The following is a 17,802-nucleotide window of genomic DNA, read 5'->3' as shown; positions in this document are numbered from 1 at the left end:
TTTTAATTCCGTCTGGTATTTCGGATTGTTCTGAAGCCCGAGTTTATTGGCTTTGTTGATTTTTAATTTGTAACCAATGAAAAGTTCAAGATATTGGTTGAGATCTTTTGGGATTCGTCTTTAACAAGATCAATATTTTTTTTGTAAACCCTTGCAAATTCGTCTGTGTAATACGGTTTGTCATCGATTGAGAAAAGGACTTCTTTTTTTATGCTTTGCGCGTGGGCTGCAACATTCAGGCCTAACAACAGACCGAAGAACAAATGTTTCATTTTCATTATTACAATATTTTCAAATAAAGTTAAAGCGTATTATTAATATTTACAGGGAAATCAACATCGGGAAACCGATAATAATTGATTTATTTTTAGTCAATAACGCCAACAAAATTAACAATTCAAATACATTATGCAAGTATGTTGTATACTATTAACAAAAAATTAAATGAGATATTAAGAAAACGCTGAAACCTTTGAAAATAAAAGCTTTCGCAAAAGTTTACTTTTTATATTTTTCGCCGATTTCTGTGATGATAAATTCGCTTCTTCTGTTTTGCTGGTGCTCTTCTTCAGTACAATCGACACCATCGGCACATTTGTTAACGAGCTGTGATTCGCCATATCCTTTTGCTGTAAGCCTGTCGGCAGAAATTCCTGTCCCGATCAGCCATCTCATTGTTGATTTAGCTCTTGCATCAGAAAGTTTCCTGTTGTATTTAGCGGTTTGGCGGCTGTCTGTATGCGACCTGATATCGATTTTCATACTTGGATAAAGTTGCATGAGGTTGGAAATTTTTTGCAATTCTACTGCAGCTTCCGGTCGGATATCTGACTTATCCAAATCGAAATAAATCATTTTTATACCGAGTTTCGGTGCGACATCATCACCTTTTTTAAATGGAATCAAAGTTCTTGATAACGGCAAGTTTAGTGTAGTTGAACCTGTTTCGCCCGGCACATCAATGCTGAGTTCATTGCCTTCATATTTTGGTTTGGCCGCACGCACATGGTATTTGGCGCTGCAAGGCACTTTAAAACTGTAATAGCCTTGTTCGCTGGCATACATTTCATCAATCGGGTTCATTTTCGCATCGAAGAGCGTAACTTGTGCATTACCCAAAAGCTCACCCGTTTCCTTGTCGATGACATTTCCGGCAATCATTTGCTCACAAGCAAGTTTTCTGGTTTCGGTAAATCTGTAGATATCATCAGAGCCTTTTCCTTCCGGTCTGTTGGAACTGAAAAAACCATTGCGGCTTTGTGTATCAATCAGGAATGCAAAATCGTCAAATCTTGAATTTATTGGCTCACCGACATTTTCAATTTCACAGGACTTCCGGTATTTACATCAATTTTAGAAACAAAAACATCAAGTCCGCCCAATCCCGGATGACCATCCGAAGCGAAATACAGATCATATTCATTTGAGACAAACGGAAAAGTTTCCTTGCCTTCTGTATTGATTCCAGGCCTAAATTTACAGGTTTTCCAAAACTACCATCTGTATAAACCGCAACTTTATACAAGTCAGATTGACCAAAAGTGCCGGGCATGTCTGAAGCGAAATATAAAGTCCGCTCGTCCGAACTTAAAGCCGGATGTGCCGTACTGTACTGGTCGCTGTTAAAAGGTAATTCTTCGGCATCGCTCCAGTAAGCACCATCAAAAGTTGATTTGTAGAGTTTCAGCAAAATGGCATTTTTGTCGTCTTTGCCCTTCTTGCCATTGTTATAATTATTGCGTGTAAAATACATCGTTTTACCGTCGGCCGTAAAAATTGCAGACGACTCGTTGAATTTTGAATTCAGGTTTTTGGTAAATTTTTCCGGCGGCGCCATAGTTCCATCAACTTTTACTTCTGAAGTGTATAAATTGGAAAAGGCCTGATTGGTTAGATTTTAATTTTCTGCTGATGACGCCTCCGGTATCGCGTGCTGTAGTAAAAACCAGTTGGCTTCCGAAAAAAGCAGTTCCGTAATCAGATAAAGTAGAATTGATACCTGCATCAATTACGTTGAAACGCCCGGAATTGCGTCAGATTTTTTCAAGATAATCAGTATTATTAGTGAAAATTTTCCCACGGACATCATTAGCAGATTTTTCAGCAAAAATCTTCATATATTCATCTGCCTTTTCATAAGCGCCGCTTGTTTTAAGCGATTGCGCGTAGCGATAGTAATATTCCGGTTCGATTTCCTGATGCAAATCCATTAATTCTGCATACCATAAAACCGCTTTCCTGAATTCTGAATTGAAATAGTAAGCATTTCCCAATCTTTCAAAAAGATCAACAGATTTATAACCTTGCCTTGCCACTTTTTCATAAATAGCGATTGCGTCGATATAAGAATAATCGTCATACTTTTTGTTGGCGCGATCTACTTCGCCTTTTTGCGAAAAAGCGTTCCCTGAAAAAATCACAAGTGCGATAACGAATATTATTTTATTTTTCATAACGTTCCGTAAATTTTAGGAATGCAAAAATCAATAATCACATTCATTTTAAAAGTCAAATTCTGATTTTTAACAGTTGTTGACCATTAAAAATCAGAATCTTAACCATGTCAGTTGCGTTGATTAAAATTCAACGACGATAAACTGGCTTCGTCTGTTCATCTGGTGTTCCGCTTCGGTACAAGGTACACCATCGGCACATTTGTTGACCAGTTGCGATTCGCCATAACCACGGCCTGTAAGCCTGCTCGGGTCGATTCCGTTTTGACAAGCCAAGCAATCGTAGATTTCGCCCTTCTGTCAGAAAGCGCCTGATTGTATTTATGTGTCTGGCGGCTGTCTGTATGCGAACGAACATCGATTTTCATGGTCGGGTACTGGTTCATTACAGCCAATACTTTTTCGAGTTCGAAGGCTGCATCCTTACGGATAAATGATTTATCAAGGTTGAAGTAGATTGTTGGAATATCAAGCACATCAGGACGGGCCAGAATCTGTTCCTTCTTCAATCTTAACAATACGCTTTTTCAGCATGAGTGGTAAATAGGTGTTTCCGGTAGTCTTCGGAACCGTATATGGCAACTCATTAGTCTCATAATCGGTTTTATCAGCGCGGATGCGGTATTTGGTATCGCAATCTACAGTACCTAAATTATAGTGCCCTTCACTGTCAGTATCAACAGTCCTGAGTTTTTCCATATCGTTATCATACAAAACGACTTGTGCTCCGGCGATCGGCAAGTTGCTTTCAGAATCTGTCACAACACCTTCAAGTGTTTGTTCACAGTTTAGTTTTCGTAACTCTGTGAATTTGTAGATATCGTCGAAGCCTTTTCCACCATCGCGATTGGATGTGAAATATCCAGTCACTTGTTTTTGTATCAATAAGAAAAGCAAAATCATCTTTACGCGAATTGAGCGGCTGCCCTAAATTCTGTATATTGCTAAAAAAGCCATCCTTTTTGATTTTCGTTACAAAAACATCCAATCCACCCAAACCAGGGTGGCCATCAGAGGCAAAATACAGTTCATTTTCATCTGTTACATAAGGAAAAGTTTCCTTCCCGGGCGTGTTGATTGTTGTGCCAAGATTGGTTGGGGCTCCGAATGAGCCGTCATCATTAATTTCCACTTTATACAAATCTGAATCACCATAAGAACCGGGCATATCAGAGGCAAAGTACATTGTTTTTTCATCGGCACTTAAAGTTGGGTGCGCGGTGTTGTATTCGTCACTGTCGAAAGGAAGTTCGGTAATATTCGTCCATTTTCCGTCTTCGAGAGTCGCTTTGAAAATCTTAAGCCTGATGACCATGTAGCGATCATGTCTTTCTTTTCCTTTATTGTAATTGTTGCGCGTAAAATACATGGTCTTGCCGTCTTTTGTAAAAACCGGGGTTGACTCATGGAATTTGGTATTGAGCGTTGAAGAGAATTTTTTTGGCTTCCCTAAAGCGGCATCAAAATCCTGTTGCACTTCTGCACCGTAAAGGTTTGTAAAAGCTTTGTTGTTCCATTTGTGGCGTCTTTTGGCGAAATTTCCTGTATCACGTGCTGTAGCGAAAATAAGCTGGTTGCCTATCATCGAACTTCCGTAATCTGAATATTCTGAGTTGATTCCAGCATCCTCGATATAAAAACGTTTTGAGTTGGTTTTGATTACATCGAGATAATTTCGGTTATCAACAAAAAGTATGGCTCTTTTGTCAGTACCTGCTTTTTCATTGAATTTGGTCATCATCGCGTCGGCTTCTGTATATTTTCCAACCGACTTTAGCGATTGCGCATAACGAAAGATGTATTCCTGATTCTGGTTCGGATTCATGTTGAATAGCTCGGTGTAAGCCGCTTCTGCTTTATCAAACTCAGAGTTAAAATAATACGAATTGCCTAATTTCTGGAACATTTTTTCGTCCTTATATCCTTTCGCGGCAATGGTTTCATATATCTTGATTGCGTCTATATAAGCATAATTATCATACTTCTTCCCAGCTTTTTTCAGCGATCCTGATTGTGAATAGGCGTTTATCATGCCCAAATTCACCAATACCAGAATAAATAATACTTGTTTTCTCATGATAGTAGGATGTTAGAAGAATCTTGGAGATATAACTTTTGTATAGTTTTTGAACAATTCGTATCTCAGGAATATTTCGTGCGATCCAGAATTGTAGTTGGCCAGCTTAGTAGTTTCAAGATCATAGCCGTAACCAATGTACCATGAATCACTAACCTGGAATCCTGCCAAAGCGCTGAACGCCGCACTCCATCTGTAAGCCAAACCAACTGTGAATTTCTCGTTGATAAGGAAATTACCTGAAACATCAACCTGAAGTGGCGCACCTTTAACGAGTTTGGTCAATAATGCTGGTTTAAATTTTACGCTTTCACTCAAATCGAAAACGCGTCCGGCGATGAAATAAAAGTGCATTTTTTCGCTTGCCACTGAACTTGTATTGTCTTCATAATGCCTGGTTTCCAAAAAATTAGGAACTGACAACCCGAAATACATCTTGTCAGAATGATAATAAATACCGGCACCGATATTGGGTGTAAAACGATTATCGATATTGTCCTGCTGGCTGATAGCATAATCACCCGGATTTCTAAGCGTCAATCTGCTAAAGTCAACACTTAGCAAACTCGCAGTTGCTTTAAACCCGAAGGAAAGTTTCCAGTCTTCTGAAGTTTTGATAGAATAAGAGATGTCGGCAGAAATATTATTTTCATCCGAAATACCAATCCTGTCATTGATTATCGAAAGCCCTAACCCGATTTTACTGTTTTCTATAGGCGTATGAATTGAGAAAGTGTTCGTAACCGGCGCGCCGTCAAGCCCTACCCATTGCGTGCGATGCAGCAAAAATGCACTCATCACTCCTCTTGAACCTGCATATGCGGGGTTGACGTTAATGGTATTGTACATATATTGTGTAAACTGTGCGTCTTGCTGAGCATAAACGCCACTCATCAACATCAAGGCAAAAAATACAAATTTTGTTCTCATATTATAGTTTTTAATCCGGGAAGTTTGCGCTTCCGGAATTAATTTTATCGGGTTAAATGTAAGAATCCTGCTTTCTCTTTCGTATCGTTATCCGATTTGTACCTGATTACCCAGTAATAAGTACCTTCTGGCAATGCGGAAGATTTGTCTATCGTTACTCTTCCTTCGGAGAATCCTTTGAAAGAATTATTCTCGTTATCGTATCCTTTGGTTTCATAAACCAGTACACCCCAACGGTTGTAGATTTCAACCGTATTGTCAGGGTAACATGAGATTCCCTGAATGTATAACGAATCGTAATAGCCATCTCCGTTTGGCGATACTAAGTTATAAACTTTTATCGTACATCCATCAACCAAGTCTACAACTGTAGGGTTGTCGAGCAACGGATCAAGGTTATCGGAAGCATCCTCTGCAGCCAATTGTCCGCTGGAAGTATAACCTCTTACAGAAGCCTGGTTGGTTACAGAGCCCGCATCGATATCTGCCTGAGTGATGTGGTAGATACCGTAGAAGTGACCATCCGGAGCAAATTCACCAGCAGCCAATGTTATCGGCTCACCAAACACCTCAACGCCGTCGATGTACGTATCTTCAACAGTCACATCAAATAATGTTGTATGACCAGTGTTGTGAACAGTAAAGTCGAACCTTATCGTTTCACCTGGTGAGGCAAAACCGTCATGGTTGTTATCCTCAAAGTAACCGGTTTTCAGGATGGTGATTGAACTGGCATTCAAGTACACAACTGTAGGATCATCATTACCCGGCAACAATGGGTCGTCACTATCTGATACATCTTTAATCGGCGGTGTAGTCGTTGTCGGATCGTTGTCAGGATCAGCTGATACGGTAGCGGTATTGATTACCATTCCTGCTTCGTAATCTGCAGCAGTGACAGGATAAGTTAATGATAACACTCCGATTGCCAGTTGGCCAGGAGCCAATACCAGGTTTGCAGGATTAGTAACTGCAACATCAGTACCATTTGTAATCAATGGGTCATTGATACTCAGGTTATACAATGTAATGTTACCAGTATTCCTTACATCAAAGGTATATGTGATGATACCTGTAGCTGCATTCAGCACACCATGCTTAATCAACTCAATCGACGGATTCTGCGTAAGCGGCGTAATCGTCGGATCGTCGTTGCCTGGCTGATTGCTGTTGTTATCCGAAGTATCACTAACGCTTGTACCTCCAGGTTAGTGTACCACTGATTGTCGCAATATTGATAACAAAGCCAGTATTGATGTTGGCTTGAGTTATTGTGTAAGAAGCCGGTACTGTAACAGTTATGCCCGGGTTGAGAGTCGTTGGCACAACATTATACGTTGATGGTATAAGCATTGGGTCATTAATCACTAGATTACTTACCGGAACCGTTCCAGTGTTAGTAACAGTGAATGTGTAATTGATAGTATCACCTGCATCAACAATTCCATTTCCGTTGAAGTCAAAATAGACACCAGCTTTTACGAGACCGATTTGTGGTGCCAAAGTTGAACAAGGAAGCGCCGTAACCGTTGGATCACTGCTGTTCAGCTCGTAACTGTCGTTATCGGAGATGTCACTAATGCTAGGCGTAGTGGTATCACCAGGACCGAATGCAGTTGCAGATGCAGTATTAACCACCTGGCAATTTGTAATATTCACCTGAGTGATTGCATAGTGCATTACGTCGCTTGTAGCAATTGCACCAGGAGCCAATGTTGTGACATCAAGCGTAATAGTGCCTAATCCTAACATTGGGTCAGTCACAATGATATTAGATACAGTTGTGTTACCTGTATTTTTGACAGTGAAAGTATAATCAACACTGTCGCCAAGATCAAGTACCCCGTTATTGTTGGCGTCAACATATACACCGGTTTTCACAAGTCCGATTTGTTTTTTGATAATAAGCGGCGTAATCGTCACGTCATCATTACCCGGAAGCGGACTATTATCGTCAGATGTATCGCTTACAGTGATGTTACCAGGAGCAGTTCCTTCGATAGTTGCTGTATTGATAGCTTGACCGGAGTTGATTTGCGCCTGGGTCAAATCCCATGATGCAATGGTGGTAACGGTTTCGCCCGGAGCAACTGAAGTAACTATTACGTTGGCACTATTAACGAACTGAATTTCTGAAGAAGAATCAATACCGATTAATGGATCCGAAAGCGATAAGTTCGACAAAGTAACCCCGCCAGTATTTGTTACAGCAAAGGTATACGATACCGTATCTCCCAAATCAACCACTCCATTTAGATTATTATCGACATAAACCCCTGTTTTAACCAAACCGATTTGCGGTGCACTAACAACTATCACAGTTATCAAGGCCGTATCACAGTTTGTCGGGTTCAATACCTGACAGATGGTATAAGGGAATGTGTAGGTTCCTACAGGAGTTCCAGGTGCAACATTTACTGCTCCGGTCGCTGCGTTAATGGTGATACCAGTTGGAAGCGTTCCGTAAGTAAGGTTCACAAGTCCAGGCGTTGTTGCTAACGAAGCGTTGTTTAACGTATCATTTGCATAAAGGTTAGCAACAGCTGTTCCTCCAGTTAATGTATAAACAACAGCTGTATTGGCAGTAGTCGGAACCGTATCATCGACAGCATCGATAACTGGAGCTGTAATAGTTACGGTAACAATAGCTGTATCACAGTTTGTCGGGCTTGCAATTTCACAGATTGAATAAGTGAGCGTGTAAACTCCGGCTGGTGTTCCAGCGGTAACATCTACTGTTCCGTTAGGGTTTAGTGTGATGTATCCACCGGCATTAGGCGTAACCACTGTCAGAATTACATCTGAAGGATCAACCGGAAGACTATTAAGCGTATCGTTTGTAAATACATTCAATACTCCCGTCATCACTAAACTACTGCTTACAAAAGGCCCTGCGTTATCATCAACCGCAACGATTGGAGCGATTACTGTTACGGTAACCAAAGCAGTATCACAGTTCGTAGGATTTGCCACTTCACAGATTGAATAAGTGATTGTATAAGCACCTGTTGGTGCATTCGGAGCCAAGTCAACCGTTCCATCAGGATTCAATGTTATGTATCCATCAGGATCCGGTGTTACAACAGTCAGTATTACAGCTGCAGGGTTAACCGGAAGGTCATTAAGCGTATCATTCGTGAATACATTCAATACCGCAGGCATTTCTACAGGGCTACTTGTGAAAGTTCCGGCTGTATCATTAACAGCTACGATTGGAGCTATAACAGTAAACGTTATGGTAGCACTGTCACAGTTCGTCGGATGAGCAACCTCACAGATTGTGTAAGGAATGCTGTACGGACAGGCAGCTGTTCCAGGGGCAACGTTCACAGCGCCAGTAGCAGCATCGATGGTAATACCGGTCGGAAGCGCTCCGTAAGTAAGGTTCACGAGTGCAGGTGTAGTAGCCAATGAAGTGCCGTTCAATGAATCATTTCCGTAGATATTTGCAATAGCAACTCCTCCAACGTTATTGAAGATTGGAGTTGGATTGTTATCGTTAACAGCATCAATCGTATGTGTATCCTCAACAATAACAGTAATCATTGCAGTATCACAATTCAACGGATTAGCCACCTCACAGATTGTATAAGGGAATGTGTAAACACCTATCGGGGTATTCGGAGCAACATTCACAGCACCTGTAGCGGCATTAATTGAAATACCTGTTGGAAGTGTTCCGTAAGTTAGATTTACAAGTGACGGTGTAGTTGAGAACGAAACACCGTTAAGTGTATCATTTGCATAAATATTGTCAATTGCTACCCCACCGTTGAATGTGCTCACAACTTGTGTGCCCGATGTAGTTGGCGTTATATCGTCAACAGCATCTATCGGTGCGAATACCGTAAATGTTATCGTAGCCGAATCACAGTTAGTTGGTATAGCCACTTCACAGATTGTGTAAGGAATACTGTATGAACCTGAAGCTGTTCCAGGAGCGACATTCACAGCGCCTGTAGCGGCATCAATTGTGATACCTGCAGGAAGTGTTCCGTAGGTAAGGTTCACGAGTGCCGGTGTAGCAGCCAGTGAAGAACCGTTTAATGTGTCATTTGCGTAGATGTTCGCTATCGCAACACCTCCGGCAACACTGCTTATCGGTGTTGGATTATTATCAACGATAGCATCAATCGGCGCCATTACAGTAAACGTTATGATTGCACCGTCACAGTTAGTCGGATGGACAACCTCACAGATGGTGTAAGGAATGCTGTACAGGACAAGCCGCTGTTCCAGGGGCAACGTTCACAGCACCAGTAGCAGCATCGATGGTAATACCTGTCGGAAGCGCTCCGTAAGTAAGGTTCACCAGTGCCGGTGTAGTAGCCAATGAAGTGCCGTTCAATGAATCATTCCCATAGATGTTTGCAATAGCAACTCCTCCAACGTTATTGAAGATTGGGGTTGTGTTTGCATCATCTTCAGCCACAATAGTGTGTGTATCTTCCACAGTAAGCGTGATAATTGCGTTGTCACAATTAGACGGGCTGGCCACTTCACAAATTGTGTAAGGGAATGTGTAAACACCTACAGGAGTATTCGGAGCAACATTCACAGCACCTGTAGCGGCATCAATCGAAATACCTGTTGGAAGAGCTCCGTAAGTAAGGTTTACAAGTGATGGTGTAGTTCCTAACGAAACTCCATTCAGCGTATCGTTCGTGTAGATGTTGGCAATTGCAGTTCCACCATTAAATGTGCTAACAGGGAATGGCGCCGTATCATTAGACGCAACGATTTGTGCGAATACCGTAAATGTTATCGTAGCCGAATCACAGTTAGTTGGTATAGCAACCTCACAGATTGTGTAAGGAATACTGTATGAACCTGAAGCTGCTCCAGGAGCGACATTCACAGCGCCTGTAGCGGCATCGATTGTGATACCCGCAGGAAGTGTTCCGTAGGTAAGGTTCACGAGTGCCGGTGTAGCTGCCAGTGAAGAACCGTTTAATGTATCATTTGCGTAGATGTTCGCTATCGCAACACCTCCGGCAACACTGCTTATCGGTGTTGGATTATTATCAACGATAGCATCAATAGGCGCCATTACAGTAAACGTTATGATTGCACCGTCACAGTTAGTCGGATGGGCAACCTCACAGATAGTGTAAGGAATACTGTACGGACAGGCAGCTGTTCAGGGGCAACATTCACAGCACCAGTAGCAGCATCGATAGTTATACCTGTCGGAAGCGCTCCGTAAGTAAGGTTCACGAGTGCAGGTGTAGTAGCCAATGAAGTGCCGTTCAATGTATCATTTCCATAGATATTTGCAATAGCAACTCCTCCAACGTTATTGAAGATTGGGGTTGTGTTTGCATCATCTTCAGCATTGATTGGTGAAATTACAGTTACACTTACCAAAGCCGTATCACAGTTACCCGGATTAGCTATCTCACAGATTGAGTATGTAAGATTATACGTACCTGCCGGCGTATTGGCAGCCAAATCAACTGTTCCATCAGGGTTCAAAGTAATTGAATTGGCTGGATCTGCTGTAACAAGTGTCAATGTGACATCGGTTGGGTTCACGAACGCCGCGTTAAGCGTATCATTAGTGAATACATTTAATATCGCAGTTGTCACTGAGCCACTGCTTACTATTGGCTGCCCAGTAATATCATCATCTACAGCATCAATTGGCGAAATTATCGTCAATGTAATTGTCGCTGTGTCACAGTTGCCTGGGTGCGCCACCTCACAAATTGTATAAGGGAAACTGTATGTTTCAGGAACAGTACCCGGTGCAACATTCACAGCACCAGTTGCAGGGTTAATTGTAATACCCGCAACCGGAGATGTGTAGGTGAGATTGACTGTAGCCGGTGTAAATGGTGCAAGGTTCAGCGTATCATTTCCATAAATATTCGTAATTGCTGTTCCGCCAGTATTGCTTATAATTGTAGCCGGAGCAGCATCATCAACCGCGTTTATTGTTGAAGCACCGTTAACTAATACAGTTATAAATGCTGTATCACAATTCGTCGGATTTACAACCTCACAAATAGTGTATAGGAATGTGTAAGACCCAGCCGGAGTATCCGGTTCAACTACTACCGCTCCGGTAGCCGGATTGATACTGATTCCTGCAGGCATTCCGATTGTTGTAAGGTTGACTGCCGATGGAATTACTTGTGCCCCATTCAGAGTATCATTTGCGAAAATATTTGCAATCGCCACTCCACCATTGAATGTATTTACGGCAGAAGCACTGATATCGTTTACAGCATCGATAATTGGAGCCGTAATGACAATATTGATCGTATTTGTAGAACAGTTCGTTGGGTTGATCACTTCACAAATCGTGTAAGTTACAGGATATGTTCCTGCCGGAGTACCCGGAGCTATACTAACTACACCTGTATTAGTATTTACAGTGATGCCCGGTGGAAGTGTTCCTGTGGTAATGGTTACCTGTGATGGCGTCACCGGATTTCCGTTGAGCGTATCGTTATCCAATACATTAATCAGTGCAGGATTACCATCAGCCCCATTTACAGGAGCAGGATTGTCAACATTTGCGACAATCGCAGGTGGGTTAATCACTATATTGATTGTACTTGTTGAACAGTTCGTCGGATTGATAACCTCACAGATTGTGTAGGTCACTGGGTATGTTCCGGCTGGAGTACCCGGAGCAACACCGACAACACCTGTAGCCGTATCGACAGTGATTCCTGGAGGAAGCGTTCCTGTCGTAATGGTCACCTGTGATGGTGTCACCGGATTTCCGTTGAGTGTATCATTATCCAACACATTGATCAGTGCAGGATTACCATCAGCCCCATTTACAGGAGCAGGATTGTCAACATTAGCGATAATCGCAGGTGCGGTAACTACAACATTGATCGTATTTGTAGAACAGTTCGTTGGGTTGATCACTTCACAAATCGTGTAAGTTACAGGATATGTTCCTGCCGGTGTACCCGGAGCTACACTAACTACACCGGTATTGGTATTTACAGTGATGCCCGGTGGAAGTGTTCCTGTGGTAATGATTACCTGTGATGGCGTCACCGGATTTCCGTTGAGCGTATCGTTATTCAATACATTAATCAGTGTAGGATTACCATCAGCCCCATTTACAGGAGCAGGGTTGTCAACATTTGCGACAATCGCAGGTGCGGTAACTACAACATTGATCGTATTTGTAGAACAGTTCGTTGGGTTGATCACTTCACAAATCGTGTAGGTTACAGGATATGTTCCTGCCGGAGTACCCGGAGCAACACCGACAACACCTGTAGCCGTATCGACAGTGATTCCCGGAGGAAGTGTTCCTGTGGTAATGGTCACCTGTGATGGTGTCACCGGATTTCCGTTGAGCGTATCATTATCCAACACATTGATCAGTGCCAGGATTACCATCAGCACCATTTACAGGAGCAGGGTTGTCAACATTAGCGATAATCGCAGGTGGTGTAACCACAACAGTTACAGTTCCAGTATCGCAATTAGTAGGGTTCAATACCTCACAGATCGAGTAATCGAATGTATAGGTTCCCACAGGTGTGTTAGGCTGTACGGTAACGATTCCTGTTGCAGTATCGAATGTGATGCCCGCAGGTACTGGTGTCGTAGCCGTAATGGTCACCTGTGATGGAGTTACAGCAACTCCATTCAATGTATCGTTGTCAAGAACGTTAACTGCAGTGCCTCCCGTTGCACCATTGACCGGAGCCGGGGTATCGTTGTTGGCGATGATAGCCGGAGCATTCACCACAACAGTTACAGTTCCAGTATCGCAATTAGTAGGGTTCAATACCTCACAGATCGAGTAATCGAATGTATAGGTTCCCGCCGGTGTGTTAGGCTGAACGGTAACGATTCCTGTCGCAGTATCGAATGTGATGCCCGCAGGTACTGGCGTCGTAGCCGTAATGGTCACCTGTGATGGTGCCACCGCAACGCCATTCAATGTATCGTTGTCAAGGACATTCACAGCTGTACCACCTGTCAATCCGTTGACCGGCGCAGGCGTATCGTTGTTGGCGATAATCGCAGGTGGGGTAACTACTACCGTAACAGTTCCAGTATCACAGTTAGTAGGGTTCAATACCTCACAGATCGAGTAATCGAATGTATAGGTTCCCGCCGGTGTGTTAGGCTGTACGGTAACGACTCCTGTTGCAGTATCGAATGTGATGCCCGCTGGTACTGGCGTCGTAGCCGTAATGGTCACCTGTGATGGTGCCACTGGAACGCCATTCAATGTATCGTTGTCAAGGACGTTCACCGCAGTGCCTCCCGTTGCACCGTTGACCGGAGCTGGGGTATCGTTGTTGGCGATGATAGCCGGAGCGTTAACCACAACAGTTACAGTTCCGGTATCACAATTAGTAGGGTTCAATACCTCACAGATCGAGTAATCGAATATATAGCTTCCTGCCGGTGTGTTAGGCTGTACGGTAACGATTCCTGTTGCAGTATCGAATGTGATGCCCGCAGGTACTGGCGTCGTAGCCGTAATGGTCACCTGTGATGGTGCAACTGGAACGCCATTCAATGTATCGTTGTCAAGGACGTTCACCGCAGTGCCTCCCGTTGCACCGTTGACCGGAGCTGGGGTATCGTTGTTGGCGATGATAGCCGGAGCGCTAACCACAACAGTTACAGTTCCGGTATCACAGTTAGTAGGGTTCAATACCTCACATATCGAGTAATCGAATGTATAGGTTCCCGCCGGTGTGTTAGGCTGAACGGTAACGACTCCTGTTGCAGTATCGAATGTGATGCCCGCTGGTACTGGCGTCGTAGCCGTAATGGTCACCTGTGATGGAGTTACAGCAACGCCATTTAATGTATCGTTGTCAAGAACGTTCACCGCAGTGCCTCCCGTTGCACCGTTGACCGGAGCTGGGGTATCATTGTTAGCGATGATTGTATTAGCAGCTTGTACAGTTATAGTAACTGTTGCAGGATCACAATTTGTCGGATTAGATACTTCACAAATTGAATATGTGAAAGTATAAACACCCGCCGGAGTTCCCGGAGCAACTCCAACAACACCTGTAGCAGTACTGAATGAAATTCCAGTTGGCAGTACGCTTGTCAAGCTGATGTTAACTTGTGAAGCAAGAACAGCAACACCATTAATGGTATCATTACTCAATACGTTGAAGGCATTTGTATTTCCAATGTTACTGATGATTGTTGTTGGGTTTACATCATCTGCAGCAACAATTGCATTTTGACCAGTTACAGTAATAAATACTGTCGCTGTTGATGTATCTCCATTAGCATCAATAATGATATAAGTGAAACTGTCATTGCCAAAATATCCAGTCGTTGGTGTATATGTAATCGTATCATCTGTAGGATTCGTTGGCGTACCGTTTGTATTTAATGTAGCAATTCCGTTAGATGGTTGTGAAGCAACGATGATAGAACCAAAGTTTGGCCAGTCTCCACCGAAGGTATCATTCGCCAAAACAGCAATTACTGTATTAGTATTCATCGGCAATGAAACAGTATCATTAGCCGCCAATGGTACATCATTAACAGGATTAATCACAATCGTTACAGTAGCAGTCGAAGTATCTCCGTTACTATCAGTGATCGTATAAGTGAAACTGTCATTTCCGTTGTAATTTGCAGCAGGTGTATACGTAATCGTATTATCTGGATTGACCACAACCGCACCATGCAACGGAGCCGTTCCTATTGTTACAGGATCTGTCGCTGCAGGACCATCTCCACCAAAAGTGTCATTACCCATTACCGTGATTGTAACCGGAATGTCTTCATTTGTAAATGTCGAGTCATTTGCCGCAAGCGGAAGGTCATTTACAGGGGTTACTGTAATTGTTACTACAGCTGTTGATGTATCTCCGTTGCTGTCTGTAATGGTATAAGAGAAAGTATCTGTACCATTAAAGTCAGCATTAGGAACATAAGTGATTGTATCGTCAGCTTGTGATGGCGTACCGTTTGTATTTACAGTCGCAGTTCCGTTGGCTGCCTGAACAGCAATTGACACAGGAACAGTTGTTGAAGTGCTCATCGCCATTGAAGTTATCATTAGCCAGAACCGCAATTGTAACGCCTGCAGAATCTTCCGCAATAACAGTATTCGGATCATCAACAGCTACCGGCAAATCATTTATAGGATTTACAGTAATCGTTACTGTAGCTGTAGATGTTTGTCCGTCAGCATCTGTGATGGTATAAGTAAAACTGTCATTACCAAAATAATTCGGATTCGGTGTATACAGAATCGTATCATCGGCCGGGTTATTCGGTGTACCATTGTTGTTAAGTACAGCTGTACCGTTAGCTGGCTGTGTTGCTACAATGATTGCACCTGTACTATGGCCGTCTCCGCCAAAATCATCGTTCGTCAATACATCGATAGAAATCGCAACATCTTCGTCTGTTGTTCTGGTATCATTTACAGCAGAAGGAACATCACCAGTTGGGTCAGAAATCACTGTTACGGTTACTGTAGCGGTTGAAGTCTGTCCATCTGAATCAGCGATTGTATACGTAAATACATCCGTTCCGTGGAAATTCAGGTTCGGTGTATAAGTGAACGTATCGTCAACCGGATAGTTCGGAGTTCCGCCATCATTTAAAGTAACAACACCATTTGCAGGCTGCGTTGCTACAACAATAGCTGTTGCCGAAGGGCCATCGCCTCCAAATAAATCATTTACTAATACCGGAATCAACACAGGAGTATCCTCAAGTGTGCTTGCCACATCATTATTCGCTGTAGGCGTATCAAATATTGGATTATCCGGGGTTACAGTAATTGTAACCGTTGCCGTAGCAGGTTGTCCGTCAGCATCAAGTATTGTGTAAGTGAAGCTGTCAGTACCATGGAAATCATGGTTTGGCGTATAAACGATTGTATCATCAAGCGGGTTGTTTGGCGTACCGCCGTTATTTACCAGTGCAGTACCATTAGATGGTGAAGTTGCAACGAAGATCGGACAGGGAATCGACCAGTCTCCACCGAATAAATCATTTATTAATACTGGCACTGTTACTGAAGAATCTTCCTGTACTGTCGCAGTATCGTCATTAGCTGTAGGTTCCGTCAGCAATATCCGGATCTGCAACAACATTTACGAGTACAGTCGCAGTTGACGTTTGTCCGTCAGCATCGGCGATGGTATAAGTAAAGATATCATTACCGTGGAAATTCGGGAACGGTGTATAGGTAATCGTATCGTCAGTCGGATTATTCGGCGTGCCGTTGTCATTTACAACTGCAGTACCATTTGATGGAGCTGAAGCGATTACAATAGCGCTATTTGATGGGCCGTCTCCACCGAATAAATCATTTACCAATACCGGAATGACAATAGCTACGTCTTCATGTGCAGTAACGAAATCGTTCGCAGCAGTTGGTGTATTGATACCTGGGTCATTCGGATTAACAGTAATGTTTACAGTAGCTGTTGAAGTTTGTCCGTCAGCATCTGTAATGGTATATGTGAAAGAATCTGGAACCGTTATAGTCGGTAGTTGGCGTATACAAGATTGTATCGTCAGTCGGATTGTTCGGAGTTCCATGCGTATCAACAACTGCAGTTCCATGTAAAGTGACCTGTAGTCACTGAGATTGCACCTGTTGAAGGTGCCCGTCTCCACCGAAAGTATCGTTAATCAATACAGGAATATTGATCGCAATATCCTCTATAGTAGTTGCAGTATCGTTCTGAGCAGTCGGTGTATCAACAAAATCAGGATCCGCAGTAATGATAATACTTACTGAAGCTGTAGCGGTTTGCCCGTCAGAGTCAGCAATCGTATAATTGAATGTATCATTACCATGGTAGTTCGGACTTGGTGTATACGTAATCGTATCATCTGTCGGATCATTAGGCGTACCATTTGTATTCACAGTAGCCGTACCATGTACAGGTTGTGAAGCAACAGTGATCGCACCTGTTGAAGCTGCCCGTCAAGTCCAAAATTATCATTAACCAGTACATTGATGATAACAGCAACGTCTTCAGGAGTCGTTTCACTATCATTAAGCGCTAATGGCGTGTTGATACCAGGATCGTTCGGGTTCACTAAGATAAATACTGTGGCCGTAGCGGTCTGTCCGTCAGCATCTTCGATAGTATACGTGAAGCTGTCATTACCGTGATAACCCGGGTTAGGGATATAAGTAATGAAATCATCTGTAGGATCGTTCGGTGTACCGTTAAGGTTTACTGTAGCAATTCCGTTTGTCGGAGTCGTTGCTACGAAAATTGCACCATTTGAATAGACCGTCGCCACCGAAATTATCATTCGCCAGCACTTGAATATTCACGTTGTTGCCTTCAGTGATAGTGACACTGTCATCATTCGCAGTCGGCGTATCTTCGATTGGATCGCCAG

17 protein-coding genes are annotated in these 17,802 nt (G+C 43.0%); all 17 read right to left on the bottom strand.

Features of this window, described 5'->3' with window-relative positions; genetic code table 11:
• Window positions 1-62 precede the first annotated feature (62 nt).
• Window positions 63-278, bottom strand: a complete 216-nt coding sequence (locus tag ACSLFW_RS08045; protein WP_436555334.1) for a hypothetical protein — start codon at window positions 276-278, stop codon at window positions 63-65.
• Window positions 279-498: 220 nt separating this feature from the next.
• Window positions 499-1,161: an OmpA family protein gene (locus ACSLFW_RS08040; protein WP_436555333.1), complete on the bottom strand. Its 663-nt coding sequence runs from the start codon at window positions 1,159-1,161 to the stop codon at window positions 499-501.
• 181 nt (window positions 1,162-1,342) lie between these two features.
• A complete protein-coding gene (locus ACSLFW_RS08035; protein WP_436555332.1) occupies window positions 1,343-1,837 on the bottom strand; it encodes a hypothetical protein in 495 nt (164 codons plus the stop codon).
• 196 nt (window positions 1,838-2,033) lie between these two features.
• Window positions 2,034-2,453, bottom strand: a complete 420-nt coding sequence (locus ACSLFW_RS08030) for a tetratricopeptide repeat protein (protein ID WP_436555331.1) — start codon at window positions 2,451-2,453, stop codon at window positions 2,034-2,036.
• A 158-nt stretch (window positions 2,454-2,611) separates the two neighbouring features.
• Window positions 2,612-2,962 (bottom strand): OmpA family protein, encoded by a 351-nt coding sequence (locus ACSLFW_RS08025; protein ID WP_436555330.1) that lies wholly within the window; start codon window positions 2,960-2,962, stop codon window positions 2,612-2,614.
• Window positions 2,931-3,215 (bottom strand): carboxypeptidase-like regulatory domain-containing protein, encoded by a 285-nt coding sequence (locus tag ACSLFW_RS08020; RefSeq protein ID WP_436555329.1) that lies wholly within the window; start codon window positions 3,213-3,215, stop codon window positions 2,931-2,933. The genes ACSLFW_RS08025 and ACSLFW_RS08020 overlap by 32 nt, the downstream gene beginning before the upstream one ends.
• Before the next feature lie 19 nt (window positions 3,216-3,234).
• Window positions 3,235-4,530, bottom strand: coding sequence for a hypothetical protein (locus ACSLFW_RS08015; RefSeq protein ID WP_436555328.1), 1,296 nt, complete (start codon window positions 4,528-4,530; stop codon window positions 3,235-3,237).
• 12 nt (window positions 4,531-4,542) lie between these two features.
• Entirely contained in the window at window positions 4,543-5,460 is a 918-nt protein-coding gene (locus ACSLFW_RS08010; protein WP_436555327.1) for a PorP/SprF family type IX secretion system membrane protein, read from the bottom strand.
• Between the two features lie 44 nt (window positions 5,461-5,504).
• On the bottom strand, window positions 5,505-6,572 hold the full coding sequence (locus tag ACSLFW_RS08005) for a DUF7507 domain-containing protein (RefSeq protein WP_436557398.1): 1,068 nt from the start codon (window positions 6,570-6,572) through the stop codon (window positions 5,505-5,507).
• A gap of 76 nt (window positions 6,573-6,648) precedes the next feature.
• Entirely contained in the window at window positions 6,649-9,705 is a 3,057-nt protein-coding gene (locus tag ACSLFW_RS08000; RefSeq protein ID WP_436555326.1) for a beta strand repeat-containing protein, read from the bottom strand.
• On the bottom strand, window positions 9,653-10,510 hold the full coding sequence (locus tag ACSLFW_RS07995; RefSeq protein ID WP_436555325.1) for a hypothetical protein: 858 nt from the start codon (window positions 10,508-10,510) through the stop codon (window positions 9,653-9,655). The genes ACSLFW_RS08000 and ACSLFW_RS07995 overlap by 53 nt, the downstream gene beginning before the upstream one ends.
• An 11-nt stretch (window positions 10,511-10,521) precedes the next feature.
• On the bottom strand, window positions 10,522-12,831 hold the full coding sequence (locus ACSLFW_RS07990) for a beta strand repeat-containing protein (RefSeq protein ID WP_436555324.1): 2,310 nt from the start codon (window positions 12,829-12,831) through the stop codon (window positions 10,522-10,524).
• Complete coding sequence (locus ACSLFW_RS07985) at window positions 12,797-15,466, bottom strand: beta strand repeat-containing protein (protein ID WP_436555323.1); 2,670 nt, start codon at window positions 15,464-15,466, stop codon at window positions 12,797-12,799. Before ACSLFW_RS07985 ends, ACSLFW_RS07990 begins: the two co-directional genes overlap by 35 nt.
• The gene (locus tag ACSLFW_RS07980) at window positions 15,372-16,532 is read right to left on the bottom strand and encodes an Ig-like domain-containing protein (RefSeq protein WP_436555322.1); all 1,161 of its coding nucleotides are present in this window, start codon (window positions 16,530-16,532) and stop codon (window positions 15,372-15,374) included. The genes ACSLFW_RS07985 and ACSLFW_RS07980 overlap by 95 nt, the downstream gene beginning before the upstream one ends.
• Window positions 16,489-16,983, bottom strand: a complete 495-nt coding sequence (locus ACSLFW_RS07975) for an Ig-like domain-containing protein (protein WP_436555321.1) — start codon at window positions 16,981-16,983, stop codon at window positions 16,489-16,491. Before ACSLFW_RS07975 ends, ACSLFW_RS07980 begins: the two co-directional genes overlap by 44 nt.
• A 40-nt stretch (window positions 16,984-17,023) precedes the next feature.
• Window positions 17,024-17,314: an Ig-like domain-containing protein gene (locus ACSLFW_RS07970; protein ID WP_436555320.1), complete on the bottom strand. Its 291-nt coding sequence runs from the start codon at window positions 17,312-17,314 to the stop codon at window positions 17,024-17,026.
• The gene (locus ACSLFW_RS07965) at window positions 17,311-17,700 is read right to left on the bottom strand and encodes an Ig-like domain-containing protein (protein WP_436555319.1); all 390 of its coding nucleotides are present in this window, start codon (window positions 17,698-17,700) and stop codon (window positions 17,311-17,313) included. Before ACSLFW_RS07965 ends, ACSLFW_RS07970 begins: the two co-directional genes overlap by 4 nt.
• Window positions 17,701-17,802 lie beyond the last annotated feature (102 nt).

This window comes from Flavobacterium sp. 3HN19-14 (assembly GCF_051373205.1).
Classification (GTDB): domain Bacteria; phylum Bacteroidota; class Bacteroidia; order Flavobacteriales; family Flavobacteriaceae; genus Flavobacterium.
The sequence above is the reverse complement of the archived record's forward strand: the minus strand, read 5'-3'. Positions and strand labels throughout refer to the sequence as shown.

Bases quoted from the DNA above. Each gene is read 5' to 3' on its own strand.
- ACSLFW_RS08045 (WP_436555334.1), bottom strand. From the start codon at position 278: ATGAAAATGAAACATTTGTTCTTCGGTCTGTTGTTAGGCCTGAATGTT.
- ACSLFW_RS08040 (WP_436555333.1), bottom strand. From the start codon at position 1,161: ATGATTGCCGGAAATGTCATCGACAAGGAAACGGGTGAGCTTTTGGGT.
- ACSLFW_RS08035 (WP_436555332.1), bottom strand. From the start codon at position 1,837: ATGGCGCCGCCGGAAAAATTTACCAAAAACCTGAATTCAAAATTCAAC.
- ACSLFW_RS08030 (WP_436555331.1), bottom strand. From the start codon at position 2,453: ATGAAAAATAAAATAATATTCGTTATCGCACTTGTGATTTTTTCAGGG.
- ACSLFW_RS08015 (WP_436555328.1), bottom strand. From the start codon at position 4,530: ATGAGAAAACAAGTATTATTTATTCTGGTATTGGTGAATTTGGGCATG.
- ACSLFW_RS08010 (WP_436555327.1), bottom strand. From the start codon at position 5,460: ATGAGAACAAAATTTGTATTTTTTGCCTTGATGTTGATGAGTGGCGTT.
- ACSLFW_RS07995 (WP_436555325.1), bottom strand. From the start codon at position 10,510: ATGGCGCCTATTGATGCTATCGTTGATAATAATCCAACACCGATAAGC.
- ACSLFW_RS07990 (WP_436555324.1), bottom strand. From the start codon at position 12,831: ATGGTAATCCTGGCACTGATCAATGTGTTGGATAATGATACGCTCAAC.
- ACSLFW_RS07985 (WP_436555323.1), bottom strand. From the start codon at position 15,466: ATGAGCACTTCAACAACTGTTCCTGTGTCAATTGCTGTTCAGGCAGCC.
- ACSLFW_RS07980 (WP_436555322.1), bottom strand. From the start codon at position 16,532: ATGTTGTTGCAGATCCGGATATTGCTGACGGAACCTACAGCTAATGAC.
- ACSLFW_RS07975 (WP_436555321.1), bottom strand. From the start codon at position 16,983: ATGGAACTCCGAACAATCCGACTGACGATACAATCTTGTATACGCCAA.